The sequence below is a fragment of the Microcoleus sp. POL10_C6 genome (assembly GCF_036701585.1).
GTDB lineage: Bacteria > Cyanobacteriota > Cyanobacteriia > Cyanobacteriales > Microcoleaceae > Microcoleus.
This window is the reverse complement of sequence record NZ_JAUBRB010000024.1, coordinates 18739-42515: the sequence shown is the minus strand read 5'-3', so window position 1 is coordinate 42515 and position 23777 is coordinate 18739. Positions and strand designations below refer to the sequence as shown.

At 46.2% G+C, this 23777-nt stretch carries 22 protein-coding genes; 13 read left to right on the top strand and 9 right to left on the bottom strand.

Annotated elements, in window-relative coordinates:
• Positions 1-29: 29 nt before the first annotated feature.
• Positions 30-1163, bottom strand: a complete 1134-nt coding sequence (locus tag QUA34_RS15510) for a class I SAM-dependent methyltransferase (RefSeq protein ID WP_333321388.1) — start codon at positions 1161-1163, stop codon at positions 30-32.
• Positions 1164-1716: 553 nt separating this feature from the next.
• On the opposite strand from QUA34_RS15510, the gene QUA34_RS15505 reads away from it, so the two are divergent.
• The 3 genes from QUA34_RS15505 (at position 1717) to QUA34_RS15495 (ending at position 3755) form a co-directional block, all read left to right on the top strand.
• Positions 1717-2772 carry an adenylate/guanylate cyclase domain-containing protein gene (locus QUA34_RS15505; RefSeq protein WP_333388002.1) on the top strand — a complete coding sequence of 352 codons (1056 nt, stop codon included), beginning with the start codon at positions 1717-1719 and terminating at the stop codon, positions 2770-2772.
• Between the two features lie 36 nt (positions 2773-2808).
• Complete coding sequence (locus QUA34_RS15500; RefSeq protein ID WP_333387999.1) at positions 2809-3237, top strand: NUDIX domain-containing protein; 429 nt, start codon at positions 2809-2811, stop codon at positions 3235-3237.
• A gap of 62 nt (positions 3238-3299) precedes the next feature.
• A complete protein-coding gene (locus QUA34_RS15495; RefSeq protein ID WP_333387996.1) occupies positions 3300-3755 on the top strand; it encodes an HD domain-containing protein in 456 nt (151 codons plus the stop codon).
• A gap of 82 nt (positions 3756-3837) precedes the next feature.
• Here the strand turns inward: QUA34_RS15495 and fabG are convergent, their stop codons facing one another.
• The gene (fabG, locus tag QUA34_RS15490; protein ID WP_333387993.1) at positions 3838-4602 is read right to left on the bottom strand and encodes a 3-oxoacyl-[acyl-carrier-protein] reductase; all 765 of its coding nucleotides are present in this window, start codon (positions 4600-4602) and stop codon (positions 3838-3840) included.
• 73 nt (positions 4603-4675) lie between these two features.
• On the opposite strand from fabG, the gene trxA reads away from it, so the two are divergent.
• Both trxA and QUA34_RS15480 read left to right on the top strand, forming a co-directional pair.
• The gene (gene trxA / locus QUA34_RS15485) at positions 4676-4993 is read left to right on the top strand and encodes a thioredoxin (protein ID WP_333321399.1); all 318 of its coding nucleotides are present in this window, start codon (positions 4676-4678) and stop codon (positions 4991-4993) included.
• 87 nt (positions 4994-5080) lie between these two features.
• Positions 5081-5674: a hypothetical protein gene (locus QUA34_RS15480; protein WP_333387990.1), complete on the top strand. Its 594-nt coding sequence runs from the start codon at positions 5081-5083 to the stop codon at positions 5672-5674.
• 54 nt (positions 5675-5728) lie between these two features.
• Here QUA34_RS15480 and prmA read toward each other — a convergent pair whose 3' ends face one another.
• Together prmA and serA are read right to left on the bottom strand one after the other, a co-directional pair.
• A complete protein-coding gene (gene prmA / locus QUA34_RS15475; RefSeq protein WP_333084681.1) occupies positions 5729-6619 on the bottom strand; it encodes a 50S ribosomal protein L11 methyltransferase in 891 nt (296 codons plus the stop codon).
• Positions 6620-6802: 183 nt separating this feature from the next.
• Positions 6803-8386 (bottom strand): phosphoglycerate dehydrogenase, encoded by a 1584-nt coding sequence (serA, locus tag QUA34_RS15470; protein ID WP_333321403.1) that lies wholly within the window; start codon positions 8384-8386, stop codon positions 6803-6805.
• Between the two features lie 289 nt (positions 8387-8675).
• On the opposite strand from serA, the gene QUA34_RS15465 reads away from it, so the two are divergent.
• The 4 genes from QUA34_RS15465 to QUA34_RS15450 all read left to right on the top strand — a co-directional run bounded on the left by QUA34_RS15465 (position 8676) and on the right by QUA34_RS15450 (position 14471).
• A complete protein-coding gene (locus QUA34_RS15465) occupies positions 8676-9182 on the top strand; it encodes a hypothetical protein (protein WP_333084683.1) in 507 nt (168 codons plus the stop codon).
• Positions 9183-9322: 140 nt separating this feature from the next.
• The gene (locus tag QUA34_RS15460; RefSeq protein ID WP_333387985.1) at positions 9323-12613 is read left to right on the top strand and encodes a DEAD/DEAH box helicase; all 3291 of its coding nucleotides are present in this window, start codon (positions 9323-9325) and stop codon (positions 12611-12613) included.
• Between the two features lie 15 nt (positions 12614-12628).
• On the top strand, positions 12629-13453 hold the full coding sequence (locus QUA34_RS15455; protein WP_333321409.1) for an SWIM zinc finger family protein: 825 nt from the start codon (positions 12629-12631) through the stop codon (positions 13451-13453).
• A 238-nt stretch (positions 13454-13691) separates the two neighbouring features.
• Complete coding sequence (locus tag QUA34_RS15450) at positions 13692-14471, top strand: photosystem II S4 domain protein (RefSeq protein ID WP_333387982.1); 780 nt, start codon at positions 13692-13694, stop codon at positions 14469-14471.
• A gap of 166 nt (positions 14472-14637) precedes the next feature.
• Here QUA34_RS15450 and QUA34_RS15445 read toward each other — a convergent pair whose 3' ends face one another.
• Entirely contained in the window at positions 14638-15423 is a 786-nt protein-coding gene (locus QUA34_RS15445) for an SDR family oxidoreductase (protein WP_333387978.1), read from the bottom strand.
• Between the two features lie 95 nt (positions 15424-15518).
• On the opposite strand from QUA34_RS15445, the gene QUA34_RS15440 reads away from it, so the two are divergent.
• Positions 15519-16853: a hypothetical protein gene (locus tag QUA34_RS15440; RefSeq protein ID WP_333387975.1), complete on the top strand. Its 1335-nt coding sequence runs from the start codon at positions 15519-15521 to the stop codon at positions 16851-16853.
• A 74-nt stretch (positions 16854-16927) separates the two neighbouring features.
• Here QUA34_RS15440 and QUA34_RS15435 read toward each other — a convergent pair whose 3' ends face one another.
• Positions 16928-17164, bottom strand: coding sequence for a 2Fe-2S iron-sulfur cluster binding domain-containing protein (locus QUA34_RS15435; RefSeq protein WP_333387972.1), 237 nt, complete (start codon positions 17162-17164; stop codon positions 16928-16930).
• Between the two features lie 75 nt (positions 17165-17239).
• The gene (gene cobQ / locus QUA34_RS15430; protein WP_333387969.1) at positions 17240-18706 is read right to left on the bottom strand and encodes a cobyric acid synthase CobQ; all 1467 of its coding nucleotides are present in this window, start codon (positions 18704-18706) and stop codon (positions 17240-17242) included.
• On the opposite strand from cobQ, the gene QUA34_RS15425 reads away from it, so the two are divergent.
• Positions 18671-18907, top strand: coding sequence for a hypothetical protein (locus QUA34_RS15425; protein WP_333387966.1), 237 nt, complete (start codon positions 18671-18673; stop codon positions 18905-18907). The genes cobQ and QUA34_RS15425 overlap by 36 nt on opposite strands.
• A gap of 111 nt (positions 18908-19018) precedes the next feature.
• Here the strand turns inward: QUA34_RS15425 and QUA34_RS15420 are convergent, their stop codons facing one another.
• A complete protein-coding gene (locus tag QUA34_RS15420) occupies positions 19019-20596 on the bottom strand; it encodes a Ycf66 family protein (protein ID WP_333387964.1) in 1578 nt (525 codons plus the stop codon).
• Between the two features lie 372 nt (positions 20597-20968).
• On the opposite strand from QUA34_RS15420, the gene QUA34_RS15415 reads away from it, so the two are divergent.
• Together QUA34_RS15415 and QUA34_RS15410 are read left to right on the top strand one after the other, a co-directional pair.
• Positions 20969-21151, top strand: a complete 183-nt coding sequence (locus QUA34_RS15415) for a hypothetical protein (protein ID WP_333080764.1) — start codon at positions 20969-20971, stop codon at positions 21149-21151.
• A 370-nt stretch (positions 21152-21521) separates the two neighbouring features.
• On the top strand, positions 21522-21959 hold the full coding sequence (locus QUA34_RS15410) for a DUF6918 family protein (RefSeq protein ID WP_333387961.1): 438 nt from the start codon (positions 21522-21524) through the stop codon (positions 21957-21959).
• Between the two features lie 120 nt (positions 21960-22079).
• Here the strand turns inward: QUA34_RS15410 and QUA34_RS15405 are convergent, their stop codons facing one another.
• Positions 22080-23531, bottom strand: a complete 1452-nt coding sequence (locus QUA34_RS15405; RefSeq protein WP_333387957.1) for a HoxN/HupN/NixA family nickel/cobalt transporter — start codon at positions 23529-23531, stop codon at positions 22080-22082.
• Between the last annotated feature and the right edge of the window lie 246 nt (positions 23532-23777).

The window sequence follows — 23777 nt, the reverse complement described above, 5'->3', positions numbered from 1 at the left end:
TTTTTTGAGCTTGGTCTAGTGATGAGCGATTAGGCATGAGTCATTAAATATTGACCGTTGCCGTTATATTCGCCGTCGCAACTCGCGAAATTAGACACAAACCAAATCAAGTAAAACCGCCAGATGCGACGAAATTTGGCATAGTCGATGCCGTAGTCCAAATCTTTGACTATTGCCTGAGAATCGTCAAAGTTTTTCAGCCACTTAGCAAAGGTTGTGGAGTAATTGTATCCGTTGAGATACCATCTTTGAATTGTTTTGAGGTCTTTGTTGTGACTGGGAACTGCATCGTATTTCCAGTAACGGCCGTGGGGGAAAATATATTTGTGGGTGAAAACGCTGGATATATTGTTGGGAGTGCGAACTGTGATGATGTGAATGAAAACTTTGCCGTTATCCTTCAGGAAAGATGCCAGCTTTTGGAAAGCTTTCGTTAAATTGCCTACATGCTCAAAAACTCCGATGGAGAGAATTTTGTCAAATTTTGTCTCGAAGTTGGCGTCGTTCAAATCGCCTTCATATAGGGTAAATCGACCTGAACTAAGGTAGCTTTCGGGGTCTTGCATCTTCTGACGCATATACTCGCATTGGTGGTGGCTGAGGTTAATGCCAGTAGACTGGACATTGGGGAATTTGGAAAGAATGTAATTGGGAACGCAACCCCAACCGCAGCCCAAGTCTAAAATATTGTCGCCATCCTGAATCTCTAGCTTTTCAATCACATCATCAATCATCTGCATTTGCGATTGTTCTAGGTTGGCGGCTCCTTTTTCCCACAATCCCATGCTGTATTTAGGATAAATGAGTTTTCCATCGCCTAACATCGGATTCAGCATTGCTTGAGGTAAGTCGTACTGAATCTTCATTAAATCCCGCGACCCTTCGGCTGTATGGTCTGTTTCTGTTAGTACCCATTCGTAGGGTGCAAGCAGGGACGGGAAATGCTTAAAAAAGACGGGCATACAGGTATCAAAAAGCGATCGCAATACTGAATCTGGGACTTCTAATCCGTTGATGTAAGACTCTGCTACTGCCATTTGCACGGCGTTAACTGCACTGACTGCGAGGCGGGTTGCTCCGTAGGCGATCGGACTTTTGCTATGTACATCTCCCACGATGGGAATGTGGTTTTCGATGTTTTGTAGGGCTGTTGATGAAGTCATGGTTATACAGGTTTTAAAGATGATGCTATTCTATCTCACGAAAATTGGCTGGTGGTTAGAGAGCCAAAAAGCTGAAACTATTGCCAAGTAAGGTTTGCACAGCAAAACTTCGCAAAATCATAAAAATATATGGCGGTTGAAGGGGATTTGATAACGGATTTATAGGGCTTTGGGCGATCTTAATTTTATTAAGAATTATGTCAGTCCCTTTTAGATCTTAGATTTTAAATTTTAGATTAACTCCACAGCTTGAAAGGGGGTACTTTCACGGTGCGATGGCGGTTTTAGTGCTCAGTTATACCATTTTAGATTTGAGAATAGAGAATGAATGATCGGCTAAGAGTTGGACTATTGCCTAGAGTGGTATTCTTTTTTTAAAGTGGTGTCAGTTTAGCGGCTGAGCTGACGAAACGAGAAGCAAATGCCGATCGCGCCTTATAGTTAAGGAATCAGGGGATGCAAAAAAGATGCTGAGAAACCGGGTTTGCATACAGGTTCGCTGCAATAACAGATGTCCGCGAGATTCCTCGCTAATTAGCTAGACGCGCCACATATGCCACAGATTCACTATCTGCCGGACGATCGCACGATCGAGATAGACGACGACGATATAATTCTCGAAGCTTCCCTGCGTGCCGACATTCCCCACACTCACATCTGCGGCGGTAGCGCCCGGTGTTCGACTTGCCGGGTATTGATTGTCGAAGGTTTGGAATTTTGCTCTCCGCGCACTTCGCCGGAAGAGGAACTTGCCAAAAAATTGCGTTTAGAACCGGAAATTAGGCTGGCTTGTCAGACACAGGTTGCGGGCGGCAAGGTGATTTTGCGGCGATTGGCGATCGATTCTGAAGACTTGGAATCATTTAACGACGAAATGGCCGGAAAGTCAATTTCTACTCCTGTGGGTCAAGAGAAAAAAATTGCAATTTTGTTTGCCGATATTCGAGGGTTTACTGCGTTTGCAGAATCCCTGTTGCCCTATGATGTAATCTATGTTTTAAACCGCTATTTTCAAAAAATGGGTTATGTAATCAACCGCAATGGCGGCATGATTAATAATTATATGGGAGATGGTTTTATGGCGCTGTTTGGGTTGGAAAATCCCGACAAGGCGGCGGAACAAGCGGTAAGGGCTGGGGTGGAGATGCTGGAGGAACTAGAGAAACTCAATCCCTATTTTGAGACTTTATACCGTCACCAGTTGCGGATTGGGATTGGCATTCACTGCGGTTTGGTGGTTGTTGGGAATTTGGGCGCGTCGAAGAGTCAGACAGTTACGGCGATCGGGGATGCAGTAAATTTGGCCAGCCGGATCGAGGCTGCTAACAAGCAAGTAGGAACGAGTTTATTGATTTCCGAGGAGACTTATCAGGAAGTTAAGGAATTGGCGATCGTCGATCGGTGCCTATTAGTTGAAATTCCGGGAAAAAGCGGCGAATATCCGCTCTATGAAATAGTGGCGATGCCACCGCTGCCCGTGGAAATCCAGGAGATTTCCCAGGTAAGGACACGTTCTCTTGGGCAAAGTTTTGTCAATAAGTTGCGGGCTTTGTATGCTGCGCTGTACAATTGGATTAGGAAAATTTGGCGTCAAATCAAAAAACTATAGAGCAACTCCTTTTAATTTTGTTATTCCATCGATAACATGAATATTCCTCAGTCAATAGTTCGCATTTTTCTCATGCTCCCCAACGGTCAGATTGGGGCACAACTGCGAGATAATATTCCAGGTATTGCCAGTCAAGGAATGCTTTCTACTTTTGGTGGTGGCGTGGACATTGGAGAAAGTCCACAGCAGGCAGCAGTGCGAGAATTGGAGGAAGAAACTAGCCTAAAAACCAATTATTACAAAATGGAGTTTATCACAACTTTTACTCACCAAAAAACTCAAAATGATAGAAAAATATTACAAAATAACCACCTTTTTTTGGCTAGAGTTAGCGATTGTGATCAAATAGAAATCAAAGAAGGTGTGGGTTTGGTAGTTTTGAGAAAAGATGTAGATTTTGAAAAAGTCAACGCAGGGGAAGGTACTCAAATGGCTTGGAAGTTGTTGCAGAAATATTTAAAATAAAAACTCCCACACTACGTTTTCCCCGCGAGGGTACTGAAACTTTAATAGAGAACTTCTGTACTATGTTGTTAAATACGAATTCCAAGTACGAATTATTATTACAGCGGGCGATCGCGATCGCCGCTAAAGCTCATGAGGGGCAGGTTGATAAGGCAGGCAATCCCTATCTCGATCATCCGCTATTTGTGATGGAAAATGTAAATTCTCTAGAGCAAAAAATCGTAGCGGTTCTACACGATGCGGTCGAAGATTCTGAACTTACACTTGAGCAACTTAAAAGCGAAGGTTTTCCTGAAGTTATCGTATCGGCGATCGAGGCGATTACCAAAATAGAAGGAGAAGCTTATGCAGCTTATTTAGAACGTGTGATTGCCAACCCGATCGCACTGCGAGTTAAAATCGCTGATGTTACTCATAACCTCGATCTTCGTCGCATCGCCAATCCGACAGACGCAGATTTTCAACGCCTTGCCAAATACAAAAAAGTCCTCAGTCAGTTGCGTGCTGCCTTAAAGTAATTATTAACCGCAAATATCCGCTTTCATCGTGGCACAGGCATCTTGCCTGTGCGATATCTGCGGTTAAAAAAATCCCCAAATCCTAAGCCATCACCATCCCCCCATCCACATTAAAAACCTGCCCGGTAATATAAGCCGCCGCCGCATCTGCCGCCAAAAACTTCACCATCCCCGCAACTTCCTCAACTTCCCCGTATCTCCCCAGCGGAATATACTTCAAAATCTCCTCAGACTTGACATCCTTAGTCATATCTGTAGTGATAAAACCCGGTGCAACCGCATTCACAGTAATCCCGCGACTCGCCAACTCTTTCGCCACAGTTTTAGTAAACCCAATTACCCCAGCCTTCGCCGCACTGTAATTAGCTTGTCCCGGATTGCCCATTTGCCCAGCAACTGAAGCAATATTAATAATTCGGCCGCTTCGCTGTTTCAGCATAATTTTACTGGCAGCTTTCGCACACAAAAACACGCCTGTTAGATTCAAATCAATTACCGCTTGCCAATCTTCCACCTTCATCCGCAGCAGCAAAGTATCGCGAGTAATGCCGGCATTGTTCACCAAAATGTCAATCCGTCCCCATTTTTCCATGACATTACTGGTGAGTAAATCTACTTGGTCAGTTTTCGAGACATCTGCTGCAAGTGCGACAGCTTCTCCTCCTGCTGCGACTATTTCTGCTACGACCTCATCAGCAGCAGCACTCGAACTCGCATAGTTGACGGCGACTTTAGCGCCCTCTGCTGCTAGTGTTAAAGCAACGGCGCGGCCGATTCCCCGCGACGCACCGGTCACGACAGCAACTTGACCCTGCAATCTCTGAAAAGTCTCTGGCAATAGTTCCATAATTGTATCCTCGCAATCTACCAGAGAATTTTGCACTAAAATCGAGCCAGAACCAAAAAAATTATTTTGTCTTATGGCAGTTCAAAAACAGTTCAGCAGTTTTGATGAGTTAGTATCGGGCTCTGACTTGCCGGTGTTAGTAGATTTTTATGCTACTTGGTGCGGGCCTTGTCAGATGATGGCAGGGATTTTGGAGCAAGTGAGCGGTCAGATGAAAGACAAGCTCATGGTTGTCAAAATTGACACCGATAAGTACGAACAGTTGGCGTCGCAGTATCACATTTATGCTTTGCCGACTTTGGTGTTGTTCAAAAATGGCGCTGAGGTCGATCGCATTGAGGGAGTGCTGCAAGCGGCGCAGTTGATTGATCGACTGCAACCTCACTTGTAGCAGGAGCCAATTATCTCACACGTAGGGTGCGTCAGCTCATATCTGATTAATTATGAATAAGATAATCGTAGTTGACGCACCCTACCTATGAAGACTCCCAGCCACGCTATTATCAATCTCGCTATTCTCGGCAAACCGCAACTGCCACAAGCTAATCTCATTATTGCGATCGGCGGAATTTTGCCGGATATTCCGATATTTTTATTTTACTTTTGGGCGAAATACATTGCTCGCTTGCCCGCAGCTACAATTTGGTCAGAAGCATATTATGAGCCTTTTGTGCAAAATATTGTGGCTCTGTTTCATTCAATTCCCCTGGCGGTTATTGGTTTGCTAATTGCTTATTACTTTGGCTGGCCAAGTGTGCAAATTCTGTTTATCAGCATGATACTACACTCTCTGGGAGATTTGCCTGTCCACAATGACGACGCTCACCGGCACTTTTTTCCGTTCAGCAATTACCGTTTTATCAGTCCGTTTTCTTATTGGGATAGGAAGCACTATGGGTCTATTGTTTCTCTAGTGGAAATGTTGTTAGTGCTGATCTCAACTTACCGCGTTTTTGGTTTTGTTAATTCTTATACTGGAAAAACGTTGTTGATTTTGGTGAATGGTTTTTACTGGGCTGGCGCGGTTTATTTTCAGGTGCGAGATTTATTTAAATTCACTTCCCAAAGATGAAACATGAACTCAAAATTACCAATTAGCAATTAGGAATTAGCAATTACCATATTGTTAACTCCGCCGAATATTAAAACAACACCAATCTTGGCGCTTCCACAGAGTAGCCACAATCCAGCCGTGCTGTTCTAGAGTGTCAGCAATTGGCTTAGCTTGTTCGAGCAAAATGCCGCTGAGCACGGCCCAAGTAGTGGGTTTGCTAATTGCAGTGAACTGCGGGATTAAATCAATGATTACTTCTGCTAAAATGTTGCAGATCAAACCGTCGATCGGCTCATCGACCATTTCTTTCAAGCGATCGATACTGCCGAGCTCTGCAACCAACTGCTGAGAATTAACGCGGTTGAGTAGTCTGTTGCTAATGGTCGATCGCACTGCCAAAGGATCAGTATCCAAAGCGTAAACTTTTGTAGCGCCCAACAACACCGCGCCGATCGACAAAATACCCGATCCGCAGCCGATATCAGCAACGATGCACTCTTTGTCATCAAAACCGAGACGCATTTCCAGCGACTCCAGACACAGTTGAGTAGTGGCGTGAGCACCTGTACCGAAAGCCACACCGGGATCTAAACGCAAAATAATGCGATCAGTATCAGTCGGTAAGGGCAGCCAGGCCGGGTTAATTAAAAAGCGATCGCCCACTTCTTGAGGCTGCCAGTGCTCCTTCCAAGTGCTGCCCCAGTCTTCGTCTTCAATCAAATCCCACTGCATCGCAGGTAGGGGCAAACCTGCACACAGAGCATCTTGGCGCAGCCACAGAGACAGAGCGGCCAAATCCAGCAATCCTGCCTGTTCTTCGGGCAAATAAGCCGACATCAGGCAGGAATTGCTTTTGATCTCAGTAGCAGTTCCCTGACAGTTAAATCGTTCCAGACGCCAAAAGATGATATCTTCCAGCGCCGGATCGCAAAGAATTCTAATTTCCCACCAGCTATGTGCCATACAATTTTAGATTTTAGATTTTAGATTTTAGATTGGCCCAGGGGAACTGGAGACTGGGAACTGGAGAGTGAGGAAGGAGGATTGGCTAATAGAAAAATTCCCGCTTTCAGGCCAATGACCAATGACCAATTACCCATTACCAATTATCAGCCCTGGCATCCAAAATCTAAACTCCTAAATCCGTCAAAGATTTACCGTGTAAGCATCCCGAATTCCCGGAACTTTTAGGATCTCGGCCAGTATCCCCTCTGGTAGAGGGTCATCGAGGCTCAAAACCATCACCGCATCGCCTCGCACGATTTTACGGCCTACTTGCATACTGGCAATATTGACATTAAAACTGCCCAATTGGGAACCAATTTTGCCAATAATCCCCGGCATATCGCGGTGCAAGGTAAACAGCATATGGTGAGTGGGGGAAACGTTGACGGGGAAATCGTCAACGCTGGTAATCCGAATTTCGCTTTCGCCGAGGACTGCACCTGTCACGGTGTGTTCGCCGAGAGTTCCCTTAGCCGAGAGGTGCAGGGAGCCTGTGTAGTCGCGAATCGAGGCGTCTCTGGTTTCGACGACGCGAATTCCGCGTTCTTTGGCTTCAATGCTGGCGTTGACGTAGTTAACGCGCTCTCGCAGGGCTTGGGAGAGCAGGCCTTTGAGGGCGGCGACGACTACGGGCTGGCTTTGGTTGCTGGCTAATTCGCCTTGCAGTTGGACGTTGAGGTAATCGACTCTGCCTCCGGCTAGCTGGCTGACGAGGTTGCCGAGGGTTTCGGCGAGTTGCAGGTAGGGTCTGAGTTTTTCGATCGAGTCTGGGTAAATTCCTGGTATGTTAACAGCCGATCGCGCGGGCAGCCCCAACAGTACATCGCGGATTTGTTCAGCAACATCGATCGCCACATTCACCTGAGCTTCCGCTGTGGATGCTCCCAAGTGGGGCGTCAGCACGATGTTCTGGCCGACAGTCCGCAACGGGGAATCAGCTTCGAGGGGTTCATGTTCGTAAACGTCCAAAGCTGCGCCGGCGATCTGACCTGATTTGATGGCTTCTGCGAGGGCTGCTTCGTCGATGATGCCGCCTCTGGCGCAGTTTATGATGCGGGCCGTGGGCTTCATTTTCGACAGCACTTCAGCGTTAATTAAGTGCAGGGTTTCCGGCGTTTTGGGGATGTGCAGGGTGATGTAGTCGGATTCGCGCATCAGCAGTTCGAGTTCTACCAAGCGGCAGCCCAACTGGTCGGCTCTTTCGGTCGAAATGAAGGGATCGTAGGCCAGCAGTTTCATGCCCATTGCTTTGGCTGCGGCGGCGAGGTGGGAGCCGATTTTGCCCAAACCGACGATGCCGAGGGTTTTTTTGTAAACTTCTACGCCGAGAAAGCGGTTGCGTTCCCATTTACCACCTTTGACGGATTCGTTAGCTTCCGGGATGTGGCGGGACATCGAGAGCATCATGGCAAGCGCGTGTTCGGCGGCGGCGATCGTGTTGCCTTCGGGGGAATTGACGACTACAATTCCTTTGCGGGTAGCGGCGGGTACATCGACATTATCTACGCCGACGCCGGCTCTGCCGATAATTTTAAGTGAATTCCCGGCTTCTATGATTTCTTTGGTAACTTGGGTGCCAGAACGGATCATCAAAGCGTCGTAATCTGGAATAATTTTTACCAGTTGTTCGGCTGAGAGTCCTGTGTTTACGTCAACTTGCGCGACTTGGGAGAGGATGTCAATTCCGGCTTGGTCGATCGGATCGGATACTAGAACTTTAGGCATAGCAAGCAATTGAGTGCAATAGTAAAAATAGACCGAGCGTTGGCGAGCTCAAAGTTGAGACTTACACTTAGAGCAGTATCTAACAGCTCAGCTCAAGCTTGCCTTTGTGCAGTTTGAATTGTATCTGTATTCGGTCAAGGTCGGCCGTTTTTTGCATGAAATATTTTAGCTTTGCGGGCGATCGGACTCTCTGACCGTCTGAAAATCCCCCAAGTGCTTAGCTAGTATGTCTTTTCGGTCTATAATAGACTTTGGCTATTCAAGCCTAACTATCAGGAATTGTTTTCTAATGAATTATCTTATCGCCGTACTGCCCGATCGAATTCAAGCCGAAGCTGCCTACTGTGCTCTGGAAAAAGAAGGCTTGCCTATGAAGCAAGTGAGTATTTTGGGCCGCGGCTACAAAACTGCTGATGAATTTGGCTTGATCGACCCGAACCAGCAAGCGAAGAAACAAGCTAAACTCATGGCTATTTGGCTGATTCCCTTTGGCTTTATTGCTGGGGTTACTTTCAGCTTGATTACTGAGTTGAAGACTTTTGCCTGGGCGGGGGAAATTGGCGATCACGCGATCGGCGGCGTACTCGGTGCGATCGCCGCTGCAATGGGCAGTGTGTTTGTTGGAGGCGCCGGCGGTATGGCTTTTGGTAGCGGCGATGCTTTGCCCTACCGCAACCGTTTGAATGCGGGTAAATTTTTGATTGCGGTTAAGGGTACTGATGATTTGACTGGGAAAGCTGCGAAGATTTTGCAGCAGTTTAAACCGGAAAATATCCAAGGTTATACAGAGACTTAGTTATTTGTTTGTTAACAGTTGAATGTCAACTGTTAACAGTTAACAGTTGACATTCAACTCGTGTAATATTTGGACGCAGTTATCTTTTCCCACTCATTCATGATATGATAGGCTGCCAAAGGTTGCGTTTGGTATGACCTATGAAAATCCTCCACGGGACTTGGATTCCTCAAGCAGAAGAGAATTTTATTCAACCTGGAACGTTTTATATTTGGGTTGAAACCACTGAAAAGAAAAAACAGCCTGCTAAGGTTCATCCCCGACAATTGGAGACGGCACAGTTAAGAGAGTTTCTAACGAAAGAAGCCGGGATTCAACTGCAACCAGTCAGCAATACAAGTGCGATGGGGCGAGAATACGCGATCGCCCCTCGGTATTTTTTACTGCCCACTGCCGACAGCCAGCCGTTGCCATCTTTAGAACTAGCACGATATTTAGAGACAGAGTTACCCGAAACATTTGAGTTGGAGTATTGGGAAGTTGATTGTGTGTCCATCGCCACCCACACTTTGACTAAAGTATTGAACGATCTGCATTTTTTGGCACTCTACGATTTAGCAGAAGTTCAGTTTGGTTCAGACTTACTATTTTGGTATCACTACACCCAAAATTTTAAGCAAATTGTTCTGAAAGATCATTATATTCCGGCGTTGCGCTATCGAGAAACTGCTCCGATCGCGATCGCACCCATCGAAACATCCGAACCCGCTGAGAAAGCCACGCGCGGGCGTAAGAAAGCGGGCGAGACAAAAACCAAAACAACTGCAAAAACTCCAAAAACACCTGCCAAAATTGCACCCAGCTTTGAGATTTATCCGGGATGGGAAATTGTTTCAACACAGTACGAAACTGATTTACAACGCTATGTTGAATGGATGCCTTTAGTTTGTGTGTCCGGTTTTCGGAAGATCCAGCTACAAGATACACCAAAATTCTACGATCGCGAACGGTTGCTGCGGCATTTTTCCGAGTGTGCGATCGCGGAAATTGTCACTCAAACCCCCATCCCAGCATCGTTTGAAAATAAGATTGCGGATTCTTTACTGCAAATCTGCCTCAACCAAACACAAAAAATCGCGCGAGTAAGCCTTGAACAATACCGGCAATGGCAAACCTGGCGCGATCGTATTACGCGCAATCAATCTGCTGACTCATTCTCCCTCTGCTTTCAACTACAATCCCCCGAAAACCCCGAACAGCCTTGGGTTTTAGAGTTTCAGGTGGCTGCGAAAAAAGACCCATCTCTGCGGCTGCCGTTGCAGGATTATTGGCGATCGCGATCGACTCAACAAAAACAGTTGCAAACACAATTCGGAGACAACTTTGAGCAACATTTGCTGACAAATCTCGGCTACGCTGCCCGCATTTATCCCCAACTTTGGCAAGGGCTAGAAACCGACAAACCCGTTAACATTACCCTCAGCTTAGATGATGCTTTCACCTTTCTCAGCGAGTCCGCTTGGGTATTAGAAGATGCCGGATACAAAGTGATTGTCCCCGCTTGGTGGACGCCGAAGGGACGGCAGCGGGCGAAGATTCGCCTGCAAGTCAAAGGGAAGGGCAGCAAGAGTGCTGCAATCAAGGGCAAAGGATTGTTTTCGGCGGATTCCTTGGTGGAATATCAGTATGAATTGGCGATCGGGGGCGAACGAGTTAGCGAACAAGAATGGCAGGCGTTAGTTAATAGCAAAACACCGCTGGTGCAGTTCCGAGGACAATGGATGGAACTGGACAAAGATAAAATGCAGGAGATGCTGAGTTTTTGGCAAAAACATCGCGAAGAGAATCCCGATGTCAGCTTGATTGACTTTATGAAGTTGACGGCAGAAGGAGAAGCTAGTGAAGAGTTAGAGGTGGAGCGCGATCGGGCTTTATCGGATATGTTGGAGAAGCTGCACGATAAGAGTCGGTTAGAGTTAATTGCAGATCCAGCAAAGTTTCAGGGCAAGTTACGGGATTACCAAAAGCGCGGCGTTTCTTGGTTGAGTTATTTAGAAAGCTTGGGATTAAATGGCTGTCTTGCCGATGATATGGGTTTGGGTAAATCGGCGCAGGTAATTGCTCGATTATTGCAAGAGCGGGAAGTTTTATCTACTACAAAAGAGATAGAAAAAAAGACAGAAAAAGCGATCGCACCTTCGGTTCTACCCACGCTGCTAATTGCGCCAACTTCCGTAGTTGGTAACTGGCAAAAGGAAATGGAAAAGTTTGCTCCAGAATTGCGATCGCTGATTCACCACGGCCCTCAACGTTTGCAAGATGCCAAAGCATTTAAAGCCGCCGTCCAAGATTGCGATATGTTGATTACTTCCTTTACCTTGGTGCGAAAAGATGAGAAGCTGTTGAGCAGCGTAGCGTGGCATCGCGTGGTAATTGATGAAGCCCAGAATATTAAAAATCCGAAAGCGGCGCAAACCAAGGCGATTTTAAAGTTACCCGCTACCCATAGACTGGCATTGACTGGAACACCCGTAGAAAATCGATTGCTGGATTTATGGTCAATTTTTAATTTCCTCAATCCGGGCTATCTGGGCAAAGAGGCACAGTTTCGGAAGTTGTTTGAGATCCCGATTCAAAAAAATGGGAGTCGCACACAATCAGCCGCGCTCAAAAAATTAGTGGAACCCTTTATTCTCCGGCGCCTGAAAACCGATAAGTCGATTATTCAGGATCTCCCCGACAAAGTTGAGCAAAAACTCTACTGCAATCTCACCCGCGAGCAAGCTTCGCTTTATGAAGCGATTGTGAAAGAGGTAGAAGAAGAAATTGACGCGGCGGAAGGGATGAAGCGCAAGGGGATGATTTTGGCGACACTGCTGAAGCTGAAGCAAATTTGCAACCATCCGCGCCAGTTTTTGCAAGATGAAAGTGAGTTTACACCAGAGCGATCGCACAAACTGGAACGGCTGATCGAGATGATTGAGGAAGTCAAAGCAGAAGGCGAAAGTTTATTGGTATTTACGCAGTTTACAGAACTGGGAAGCGCGTTGGAAAAATATATTAAACAAACGCTACATTACAACACTTACTACATCCACGGGGGAACCAGTCGCGAAAAACGGGAACGGATGATTTCAGAGTTTCAAGATCCAGAGTCTGAACCTTCGGTATTTATTTTGTCACTGAAGGCGGGCGGCGTGGGAATTACGCTGACAAAAGCCAATCACGTGTTCCATTTCGATCGCTGGTGGAATCCGGCGGTGGAAGATCAGGCGACGGATCGGGCGTTTCGGATTGGACAGGAAAAAAATGTGTTTGTGCATAAGTTTGTGGCAATTGGCACTTTGGAAGAAAAGATTGACCAAATGATTGAGGACAAAAAGAAATTGGCAGGGTCAATTATTGGTGCGGATGAGTCGTGGTTGACTGAGTTGGATAATGAGGCATTTAAGAAATTAATTAGGCTCAATAAAAATGCGGTTCTAGATTAGGAGAAACCAAAAAATATGTCACAATTTACTCGAACTTGGTGGGGCAATAAATTTATCGATGCGTTAGAAAGATTGACAGATTATGGACGACTCGGAAGGGGACGTTCCTATGCACGAAACGGCAAGGTAAAAAGCTTTGGCATGAATGATGGGTTAGTGATGGCACAGGTGAGAGGCTCGGTTAATCCTTATTTTGGGGTTTATAAGGAGCCTCTGTACACAACTCAAATTGAGTTTGAGCCAATTAGTCAGGAAAAGTGGCAAATGGCGATCGCCCAAATGGCATCAAAAGCCAGCTTCATTTCTCGGCTGCTGCTCAACGAAATGCCCGACAACATTGAAAATGCTTTCTCACCCCTAGGATTGCACCTTTTACCCAGCAGCCGCGAGGACTTTAAGACTACTTGCTCTTGCCCAGACTATAGCAATCCCTGCAAACATATTGCCGGAGTTTATTATTTGGTGGCGGCCGAATTGGACAAAGATCCATTTTTACTGTTTGAATTACGGGGGCTTTCTAAGGAAGTGCTGCACCGCGAATTGGCAAAAACGCCTTTGGGAATGGCGCTTTCTGCCGAGTTAACGGCGGATGCAGCGGCCCCTGTGGCGGTGGATTCCTATTACACGCGGGCGATCGCCAGTGAGGCGCAAACGGTCAGCCTGAAAGAGTTTTGGCATGGTGCGAAGCGATTACCGCAGACGATTGAGGTGGCAGCGCCAAGTGGGGTAAGTGCGATCGTGGTGAAGAAACAGGGAGATTTTCCACAGTTTTGGCACAAGGATGGTTCGTTTATTGAGGCGATGGAAGAACTGTATTTGCGGGTGAAGAAAAATAAGTAGTTGAGTGGACAATTTTGCTGCCATACTCGATCGAACTCTTGCAAAAACTTTAACTCGAAGACTTCATCGATTTGGTACAATAATAGTGCTCATCCTATCAGCTTTACCAGCAACTAAAATCATAAAATCGTTATTTGATGATTTTAGACTATAATTAAGTTAGTGCGACTGTCAAAAAAGTAGACTTTTTAGTTACAGCAAGCTTTTGCAATTTCAAATTAGACTCTAAAATTGACTAATGTTACCAAGAGAAGAACTGTTAAAAGGCATTGAAAACCGCGACTGTGTGGCGCGGGCGATCGACCAAGCGGAACAAGCAATTAAAACTTGGGAAGTTACTCTGACTGATTTTCTGTCGCCTCCAGAATTGGCGGACACTCTGACGGTATTTAAGCGCTTAACAGACGTGGAATTAGTGGCTTGGGGCGGCTACCCGCAAGCTGAAAGACAAAGAATTGCGATCGCGCGATCGGATATCCCGATCGACTCTGGTAGCGTTAACGTTGCTGCGGTAGAAATCGCTGGCAATTTCTTGTTCGATACAGCTTCTCACCGCGACTTTTTGGGGGCGATGTTGGGTACGGGAATTGTCCGCGAGAAAACTGGCGATGTGATTGTTTTGGGAGAACGCGGCGCGCAAGCCATTGTCATGCCGGAGATGGTAGAGTATTTGGAGATGAGTTTGCAGCAAGTGCGATCGGTTCCTGTACAAACGCGCCGCATTGAGTTGAGTGAACTCAAAATTAGAGAACCCAAAAAGAAAGAAATGACAACCGTGGAAGCATCCATGAGATTGGATGCTGTCGCTTCGGCTGGATTCGCAATGTCTCGCAGCAAAATGGCCGATTTAATTGGCAGCGGTGACGTGCGAGTTAACTGGAAAGACGTTACTCAAGCTAGTTATAATGTCAAGTCGGGAGATTTAATTGCTGTTACGGGCAAGGGAAGATTGGAAATTGGGGAAGTTGCTGTTACTAAAAAAGAACGCTATCGAGTCCAGTTAACTCGGTATTTGTAATTCTCGGAATTAGTAATTGGGAATTGGGAATTGGGAATTTTTTTCCCTGTTCCTTTTTCCCTATCTCGGCTAAATGGGTTAAATCTCGTATACAATCTGTTGCCGAACTTTCCTAGAACCCACCTCGGTTAAATCCGTTAAATCCCGTAGACGACTTCCTTCGTAATTACGCTTTCGCCCGAAACACCTTTTCTACCGACTTCACCAAAAGTTCTCGCGGCATCAATCGAGGCATATTTGCAATAATTTGATTGGGAATTCCCCCTGTCACAACATTAGACTCATTTTTGTCTAAAGCTTTCAAAGCATCTCGCACTACTTCCGCTGCGGGAACGAGTTTTTGCCCGCTGCTGGATGCCATTGATTTCGGAAATTCAGCTACTGCGAAAAAGTCCGATTCGGTCGGCCCTGGACAAAGGCACAAAACGCGAATTCCTAAATCTTTGTTTTCCGCCCAAAGTGCGTCGCTGAAACTTAAAACAAAAGCTTTAGTCGCTGCATACATCGACAAGTAGGGCATCGGTTGAAAAGCTGCGATGGAGGCAACATTGATGATACTTCCTGATTTTCGCTGCCGCATTCCCTGCAAAAATAAGTGCGAGAGTTCCACTAATGCTACAATATTTAGTTGCACCATTGGTAGTTGTTTCGCAAGCGGGCGATCGGCAAAAACACCGTAATCCCCAAAACCCGCATTGTTCACCAACAAATCAACCGTCCAACCTTTTTTAAGAACCGTCTCAAATACAGCAGTTCCAGCGCCCGGTGCGCTCAAATCTTGCACGATTACTTCTACCTGAACTTTGAATTCCTGTTGCAGTTGAGCAGCTAGCTGTTGCAATTTGTCTTCGGATCGAGCTACCAAGATTAGATTGTGCTGGCGTTTCGCTAATTCGGCGGCAAAGGCTGCACCAATTCCGCCAGAAGCACCGGTGATTAAAGCAGTCGGCATGAAATTAATTCGGATATTTGATGTGGGCTTTATATATTTTAACAATTATTTACACGGGAACCTGTAAAATAATTAAAAGGGAATAGGTGAGTTTTATGGCGCGTCTTACCGATCGAGCTTTTGAAATTTTGCGGGCCGAAGTTGACAAGTGTGCGGCGGCTGATAGTCTAGCGGGTGATGTCTACCGACGGATGGTAATCAAGCGGTTGGAGAAGTTACGCTTGCAAAACGGCACTTTCGCCTCAACAGAAGAAATCCGCGATACCTTCAAAGACGAATTTCCCAACTTCAGCGAACAAGCTCTCAAAGCAGCCGTCAAAGCCAACCGCCCGCCCGGATTGTTTGGTAAAATCATCTTTGCTGGGAGTTTGCTGGGAAGTGCTGCGGGGATAATTTGGCTGATTAACCTACCTTTTCCCATGATTCGCTGGCCCGTGGCGAAAACAATGCCGATATTATTGCTGCCGAGTTTTATGAGTATGGATCACAATTACCGCCAGGCGATCGCGCTTGTGGAACAATCCGATCAACTGGTGAATAAAGCCACGGCTGTCGCTGATTTTGACTTGGGCGAAATTAAAGCAAAAGAGGCGCAAAAACACCTCGACGCCTTGCCAGTTTGGTTTTTAGGTTATTATCCACAAACCTACTGCTCTTTTTTCGGCTGCCGTTGGCGGTTTACAGTCGATGAATTTCAAGCCGCCCGCAAAAATGTCGGGCGGATGGAGGCTCAAATTTTCCAGCAAAAAAATGCTTTTACTCAGTTAAATCAAGTCGAACAAACGCTAAAGGCCGCGAAACAGGAGTATCAGCAAGCCAAAACTGCTGCGGATAGACAAAAAGCGACGGTAAATTGGCAAAGTGCGATCGACCAACTCAATCAAATTCCCGCCGAAACCCTCGCAGGAGAAACGGCTAAGAAAACACTCAAAGCAGCAGAAAGAGACTTTCAAGCAATGGGCGGCGTCGCCACCGGTTCTGTGCAGGCTGACAACTTAATTGAAGCTGCTAAAGAATTTGCTCTCTCCGCCGCCGTCGCCTCCCAAAAGCCTCCCCATCCCGCCGCACAGTGGGAGCAAATAGCAGAATTGTGGCAAGAAGGAATTAACCGACTAAAATTGATTTCTGTCGATAACCCTGGTTATCTCGACGCTCAAACTAAACTCGCTGAATATCAAAAAAATTTAGGAATTACCCAGATTAGACTGGAAGCAGAAAAAGATTCTGCCAAAGCCTTGCAAGAAGCTAAAAGCTTGTTGGCCAACTTGCAAAAAGATGTGAATTCTCAAAATCCCGGTTCCTCCCTCAGCCAGTTGCAACAAATTATCAATCAATTAGAATCTGTCAAACCCGGCACAACGGTTTATCCCGAATCCCAAAAATGGCTGCAATCTGCTCGCAAGAAACAGCAAGAATGGCAAAAGAATTAGCTGTTGACTGTTGACTGTTAACTAATGACTAATGCCAACAACTAACTGCCAACCGTCAACCGTCAACTGACAAATTACCAAGTCGGGTCAACATACAGATTGATTGTCACTTGCTTTTTCCCCGCAGGGATGCCGGAAATACAAGCACAGATTGTATCTCCCTGATCAATTTCTACTTCGCAAGCGTGACAAGAACCCATGAGACAGCCAGTAGGAATAGAAACCCCTGCACGTTTGGCTACATCTAATAAAAGCTCTCCTGGTTCAGCTTCAACTGTCACGTTATCTGGTAAAAAACAAACTTTTGTCATTGAATTTGAACCTCAACTCTAATAAAAAATAATCAACAGTCAACAGTCAACAATCAACAGTCAATAGTTAACTAATTAACCTAAAATATGCTTGATATCTAAATGCTTTTCCACTGTATCTGCTAGAGAGTCTAACAGAGCTTCTCGGTGTTCTCTGTAATTAGGAATACCTGTAGGCAATGCGCGGAGTCCCCGCTGCTGCCGCAAGTGATTTAACCAAGCTCGCCGCCAAGCTCCGTTGTCAAAGATGCCGTGCAGGTATGTACCCCAAATTGATTGAGAAGTATTGACAATGCCTAAACTAGCATCGTCAAATAGCGGTTGAGTCAAATCTGACTCTAGGATTTGCGTTTTTCCTTGATGAATTTCGTAACCGGAAACTGGCAAACCAGGTTGAGGATAGTTAGATGTTACGATTCGTTGGCGGGCAATTTTGTTCGGTGCCATCGCAGTTTTCAAAGGCAGCAATCCCAATCCTGGAAATTCTCCCTTTTCTCCCTCAATGCCTTCTTTATCGGTGATACTTTGTCCCAGCATCTGAAAGCCGCCGCAAACTCCCATGACTGTACCGCCAGCTACTAAATAATTTTGAATAGCTTTTGCCATACCTGTTTGGCGCAGCACGTGCAAATCGGAAATTGTAGTTTTAGAGCCTGGTAAAATCACGGCGTCTGGATGGCCTAACTGGTCTTTTGGGCTGACATATTTGACGGTGACGGAAGTTTCCGACTCTAAGGGGTCAAAGTCGGTAAAATTGGAAATTCGGGGCAGGCGAATGACCGAAATATTTATGTCGGTTTGAGAATTGGGAGAACGCCGATCGAGCAAATCGAGAGAATCTTCTGAGGGAAACACTTCGTCTATCCAAGGAATCACCCCAACTACCGGGATTCCCGTCCTTTCTTCTAGCCAAGTCAGGCCCGGATCTAAGATAGATTTTTGTCCTCGGAACTTATTAATAATGAATCCTTTAATTAAAGCTCGTTCGTCTGGATCGAGCAATTCCAAAGTACCGATGATGTGAGCAAAAGCACCACCGCGATCGATATCAACTACTAGCAAAGTCCGAGCTTTTAAATATTTAGCTACCCGCATATTTGTTAAATCGCGGTGTTTGAGATTAATCTCTGCAGGGCTACCGGCTCCCTCACACACAATCATGTCAAATTCTTGCTTGAGAAATTCTAAAGATTCCCGAATAGCTTGCCAGCCGAGATCGAAATACTGCTCGTAATATTGAGATGCTCGCACATTGGCGATCGCCCGGCCCTTGACAATCAATTGAGAAGTCATGTCTCCTTGTGGCTTGAGCAAAATCGGATTCATCTCTACCCAAGGTGCGACGCCCGCAGCCCAAGCTTGCACTGCTTGAGCGTAACCAATCTCTCCGCCGGCCGCTGTGACATAGGAATTCAGCGCCATATTCTGACCTTTAAACGGAGTTACCCGCCAGCCTCGCCGAGAAAAGATTCGACACAAAGCTGCCACGAGTAAAGATTTCCCTGCGTGAGATGTTGTTCCCACGACCATAATTGCTTTCATAATATTAAAAGAGAAGGAAGAAGGCAGAAGGCAGAAGGCAGAAGGCAGAAGGCAGAAGGCAGAAGGCAGGAGGAAGAAGGCAGAGGGAAGAAGGAAGAAGGAAGAGGGAAGAAGGAAGAAGGAAGAGGGAAGAAGGAAGAGGGAAGAGGGAAGAAGGAAGAAGGAAGAGGGAAGAAGGAAGAGGGAAGAAGGAAGAAGTAAAAAGTAAAAAGTAAGAAGGAAGAAGGAAGAAGGCAGAAGGCAGAAGGCAGAAGGCAGAAGGCAGAAGGCAGAATCAAAAAAAATTCTGGTTTCTACCTTTTGTTTTCTGCCTTAAGATGACGGCTTATCTTCGTCGGATAGTTTCTCAGACTTGGATTCAGTGGTTGGTTTAGCAGTTTCGACTAGATTCTGATCGGGGGGATTCGGGGGACTCAATTCAGTTTGTTCTGCCTCAGAAGAGAGTTCTTCACCTGTAGATTCGATCGAGATCACTGATACTGAAACCGTTTCCACCTGCACGCTCAACCCAGGTTCTCCCGGTATTTCTATCTCTACAGGCGCTGCCATTTCCACCACAGTCATTTCTATAGATAAAGCAGGGGCTTCTGCTTCCGGTATGCCGGCTGCTGCTTCCGGTTCACCAACTGCAGCCAGAGGTGTCTGGGTTTCCAGAGATAAAGCAGGGGCTGCTGCTTCCGGTTCACCAACTGCAGCCAGAGGTGTCTGGGTGTCAGCAGACGATCGATCTTCGATCGGAGTTTCCCCTATTTTGTCAAAACTCGCGATGTCTGCCGCCATCAACTCGGCCATTGCTTCAACATCGGTGGGAAACGGCACTCCAAGGCTTGTTTCCACAACAGTGTTGCTGCTTTCTGCGGCCACTTCCGCAGCCGCCTGGGCTAATTCGGATTCGAGAATTTGGTCGATAGCCGGTGCAGGAGTTGCCGTTATTGGAGATTCAGGTGCGATCGATTCTGGAGTCACTGAAGGTTTTGGCGTCTGCGGAGTTGCATCAGACTTGTTTTTACCCGCACCTCTTCCCAACATACCGCCGAGACTATTTTTGATATTGCCGAACAGACTTGCGAAACCGCCGGATTTTTTAGCTGGTTTAGGAGGAGTTGGGGCCGCCGCTGCCGCTGCAGCCTGCGACTCTTTAACGGCTGTCCTCCATTCTGTTTCCTCGTCAAAATCATCGGCTTCTGGCTGCTGTGGAGGTTCTGGCTGAGCCTCTGCTGGCTCCACACTTGGTGCAACGGCTATTTCTGAAATTTCTAGAGGTAGAGGTGGAGGAGTGAAGCTGCTGGCTGCTGATTCTGTTGGGGGTTGTGAAGTCTCAGCAGCAGGAGTTTCGACTGAAAACACTGGTATTTCTGCAATTGCAGGTGGTTTCGAGTCGGGGATTTTCAAGTCAGGAGCGATCGCACTTTCAGCAATACTTTCAGCTATGGGGGGAATCGCTGGCTGTTCCTCTAGCTTTACCTCGCCCTTATCCAGAGTGGGTGCTGGAACCACATCAGTTTTCGGTTTGGGCGATCGAACAAACTTAGGTTTTTTCGCTGCTGCGGGTTCTTTTTTCTTGGCAAACAAGCCAGCAAACGGCACGCCTGCTGCTGCCAAATTCGCCGACTGAGGAATCGGCGTTTGCTCAGCAACCGGCGTCACCTGCCGGCGCAAAGTCAGAGTTTCCCAGGCAAACCAGCCCAACATCGCCACGCCCGCCATTTGACCAAGCAGGAGAGCACCAGTAATTCGTCCCGCACAAGCCCATAAAATTAACGCATAAAAAAGCCCTACCCCGCTCCACGTAAAATCACTTTTGCGGTGCACTTCTGGAAAAAAGAAGGCCGCCATGTAAATACTGAAGCTGCCTAGACCGACCGCCAACGCCAGAATGTATGCAAGCATATTGTCGGTACCTCCGCTGTGTCAAATAACTTCTACGCGCTAATTCTACCTTTGAGAGAGACTCAACGGCTTCTTTCTCTAGGACAATTCTTGATTTTTAGGGAAGTTTGGCAATGCGCCGTGTATAGGATTTAACACGTTCAACGGATGTTGACGCCAGAAGTGCGAGTCAAGATTTCCCAATCTTCCCCACACCCCCTATTCTCATCACCCCCTATTCTCATCACCCCCTATTCCCATCACCCCCTGCTCAGTGGTGATAGATGTCACTTAAACTATGCCCGTGCGATCGCACCAAGGGACTGAGGATGTTTATATGTTGTAGGTGTAAGAGGAATTATGCCCTAGGGCGTATGTATGGGAGACAATGCCATGTTAGAAAAACTATTATTAGCTGCCGGCTTAACCTTATCGCTTCAAATATTTCCCGGACTAAGCACTTCCGCGCCGTTACCGAAAAATTTGGTATTGCGATCGAGCGATCGGCCGGCTCAAACCCAGAAACTTCCGATCGTTGCAGTACCTGCAGGCATCCAGCCGAATGTCCAATCCTAATGATACGTGCCAGCTCATACGTGCAAATGCGATCGGACTTAGGCAGAGCCTTTCTAATATTTTTTTCGAGTTCTTCTCTTTATGTGAGTGTTCACAACTCATCAGTTTGTACTCAGGGCTTTAGTCCTCATTAATATCACCTAATAAGGACTAAAGCCCTTACTACAAACCGTAGGCCAATAATTAGTAGTATATAGAACATTAATCCCCATAAAATACTAAACAAATCTCAACATCAGGCTGTCTTATAGAGACATTCAAACCTTAAAAAACTTGGGAAACCTTGAGTAAAGGCTCAAAATAGATATATGATGTCAAATTAAGCTTAAAGCTAATAAGCACATTGACTATTAAATCAAGGAAAGTGAAAATGGGACTTAGCGATATTCTCTTGAATGAAAACCACAGAGAAACTTTTGTTGATGACTGTGTAAAGTTGATAGACCAACAAGTTGCAGCAGCGCCGGGATTGGGTGGTTTGGCTCTTAAAGCTGCCTACTCTACTGTCAAGGGGATACGGGCTGACTATTGCGCCCAAGTCCTCGATCAACTTCTGCCAGAAATCTCGGTCGCACTCGATCCGATGTGGACTGAAGCCGTAAACAATGGCAACCCAGTAGAATATCTAGCCCAAAGAAAAGGTGAAGTAGCAGACGAATTGCTCCAGATAAGTGACAAAAGGGTCGAGAAAAGCACAAGATCGATGGTTAAAGGCGCCTATGCCAAACTCCGCCCCTCAGCTAAGACTTACGTGGAAAACGGAGTACCGGATTTAGCCGAAATTATTAATAAACATAGTGCGGCCTGATAAGTGAGCAACGGCTAAAAAACAGAATACCCAGATACCCGGCTTCTTCAAGAAATCGGGTATCTAAAATCAGACTTATTCGTAAGTTTGCCGTTAGGAGGGAGAGTCCTAATTTTATGCTTATCCATTGCCAACTACCCATTGATTGGCAGCCAATATTTTCAACATCGCCTGTCCGGTAATTCCCAACCCCAATAACATTACAAACATCGCGCTAATCGCAGGCAGAAATTTGACTGCTGTGATCTGTTTGGGCAGTTTATCAAAATTTCGTTTGGCATAAACTAAGATTAATCCGATCGCACTCAGCACTAAAGCCAATCCCAAACTAAACGCCACCACTAACGTCATTCCCAAACCAACATTGCCCAAAGCCGACGCGCTCAACAGCATCACCAAAGCGGAAGGACAAGGCAACAAACCGCCGGAAATTCCCAATGCTAATAAGCTTTTCCAAGTAATAGGATCACCGTCAGCACCGGGCGGCAAATGCGAGTGAATCCGGCCGTCTCCGTGATGGTGGTAGTGGTGAGATATATCGGGTTTTACAGGCTTAAATTCTCGCTCCCAACTTCCTCTACTCAAAAGATTTACTGGTTCTTCACATTCCGCATTAAGGACTTTAGTCCTTAGAAACCAGTTTTTATTAAAAACTTTACTTTTAATTTTTTTGAAAACTTCAGTCCTAACTACCAACCTCGTCTTAATTTTTGATAATAAGTTAAGCCCGATCAAGGCTACTAATAAACCTGAGATTAAACTCAGCCAAGGATCTAATTTTTCTGGGTCAATTAAGTTAGAAGCAAACAAAGTAATTCCGCCCACCGCAAACACGCCGGCAGTGTGAGTAATTGTAGTCGTCGCTGCTAGAAATAAAGCGTGTATCGGAGTAGCCCGCGAACCCACTAAATAAGCGCCGACTATGGTTTTTCCGTGTCCCGGCGACATCGCGTGCACGCATCCCCAAGCAAATGCTCCCGCTATTGCTAGCAGCAAACTCCAACCTGAATCCCAGATTGATTCATTTCCCGCTAACAAAAAGTCGCGGTTTTGTGGCGTAAATACAAAGCTTTTTACAGCACCCGCTTGCACAATCGTGGCTTGGCAGCTAGCTGTCGGAACTTCGGGCAAAAACAGATTGTAATTAATCCGCAATTTCTCTGGTTTGGAGATGGAAATTGAGTCAGGTAAACCGGGGGTTTTATCTTGAGAAGGTGCGGGCCAGGTGTAGTCTAAAATTAAGGTGCTGTGGGTATTGGGCTGCTGGATAACACTGGTGCTTTTAGGTGCTATTTCTAGCGGGTTTACTGCTACGGAGCCTTGAATGTTGCTACTGTTGGTGAGGCGGATTTGTTGGCTAAAAAACTTTTCTAGCTGTGTTTGGTGGTTGCGAACTTCCGCAGGTTGTAGCTGGCTGTCTCGATTGTCGTCGGCGAAGTTTGTTAAGCCGGTTGGGAAAGTTAATGTTATTTCGGTTTGCAAATCGTTGACTACTATTTCTGCTACGGATAAGTCTGACCAGTGCGAGTAAACTGGTCGGGTTGAGGTTGTTAGGAACAAGGAAAGTGTCATAGAAAATAGGATAAATAATTTTGAAATTCGGTTCAGTTTGTACTGCATAAATCCCTGTTTATTTAGTGATTTTAGGATGAATTATTTGTGTTTGTTGTGATTTTTCCAGCGCGCTTACCTGCAAGGCCGCCGGGGATTGAAATCCCCGTCTCATAGCGAAAGTCGGTTAAAACCGACTAAAAGATTTTCTACTTTTTAGTGAAATCTTTTAGTCCTATGCAAGAGGACTTAAGCTTTTAGGCAGGG

Excerpts from the sequence above, each read along its gene's own strand:
- QUA34_RS15510 (WP_333321388.1), bottom strand. The coding sequence starts at position 1,163 with ATGACTTCATCAACAGCCCTACAAAACATCGAAAACCACATTCCCATC.
- QUA34_RS15505 (WP_333388002.1), top strand. The coding sequence starts at position 1,717 with ATGCCACAGATTCACTATCTGCCGGACGATCGCACGATCGAGATAGAC.
- QUA34_RS15500 (WP_333387999.1), top strand. The coding sequence starts at position 2,809 with ATGAATATTCCTCAGTCAATAGTTCGCATTTTTCTCATGCTCCCCAAC.
- QUA34_RS15495 (WP_333387996.1), top strand. The coding sequence starts at position 3,300 with ATGTTGTTAAATACGAATTCCAAGTACGAATTATTATTACAGCGGGCG.
- fabG (WP_333387993.1), bottom strand. The coding sequence starts at position 4,602 with ATGGAACTATTGCCAGAGACTTTTCAGAGATTGCAGGGTCAAGTTGCT.
- trxA (WP_333321399.1), top strand. The coding sequence starts at position 4,676 with ATGGCAGTTCAAAAACAGTTCAGCAGTTTTGATGAGTTAGTATCGGGC.
- QUA34_RS15480 (WP_333387990.1), top strand. The coding sequence starts at position 5,081 with ATGAAGACTCCCAGCCACGCTATTATCAATCTCGCTATTCTCGGCAAA.
- prmA (WP_333084681.1), bottom strand. The coding sequence starts at position 6,619 with ATGGCACATAGCTGGTGGGAAATTAGAATTCTTTGCGATCCGGCGCTG.
- serA (WP_333321403.1), bottom strand. The coding sequence starts at position 8,386 with ATGCCTAAAGTTCTAGTATCCGATCCGATCGACCAAGCCGGAATTGAC.
- QUA34_RS15465 (WP_333084683.1), top strand. The coding sequence starts at position 8,676 with ATGAATTATCTTATCGCCGTACTGCCCGATCGAATTCAAGCCGAAGCT.
- QUA34_RS15460 (WP_333387985.1), top strand. The coding sequence starts at position 9,323 with ATGAAAATCCTCCACGGGACTTGGATTCCTCAAGCAGAAGAGAATTTT.
- QUA34_RS15455 (WP_333321409.1), top strand. The coding sequence starts at position 12,629 with ATGTCACAATTTACTCGAACTTGGTGGGGCAATAAATTTATCGATGCG.
- QUA34_RS15450 (WP_333387982.1), top strand. The coding sequence starts at position 13,692 with ATGTTACCAAGAGAAGAACTGTTAAAAGGCATTGAAAACCGCGACTGT.
- QUA34_RS15445 (WP_333387978.1), bottom strand. The coding sequence starts at position 15,423 with ATGCCGACTGCTTTAATCACCGGTGCTTCTGGCGGAATTGGTGCAGCC.
- QUA34_RS15440 (WP_333387975.1), top strand. The coding sequence starts at position 15,519 with ATGGCGCGTCTTACCGATCGAGCTTTTGAAATTTTGCGGGCCGAAGTT.
- QUA34_RS15435 (WP_333387972.1), bottom strand. The coding sequence starts at position 17,164 with ATGACAAAAGTTTGTTTTTTACCAGATAACGTGACAGTTGAAGCTGAA.
- cobQ (WP_333387969.1), bottom strand. The coding sequence starts at position 18,706 with ATGAAAGCAATTATGGTCGTGGGAACAACATCTCACGCAGGGAAATCT.
- QUA34_RS15420 (WP_333387964.1), bottom strand. The coding sequence starts at position 20,596 with ATGCTTGCATACATTCTGGCGTTGGCGGTCGGTCTAGGCAGCTTCAGT.
- QUA34_RS15415 (WP_333080764.1), top strand. The coding sequence starts at position 20,969 with ATGTTAGAAAAACTATTATTAGCTGCCGGCTTAACCTTATCGCTTCAA.
- QUA34_RS15410 (WP_333387961.1), top strand. The coding sequence starts at position 21,522 with ATGGGACTTAGCGATATTCTCTTGAATGAAAACCACAGAGAAACTTTT.
- QUA34_RS15405 (WP_333387957.1), bottom strand. The coding sequence starts at position 23,531 with ATGACACTTTCCTTGTTCCTAACAACCTCAACCCGACCAGTTTACTCG.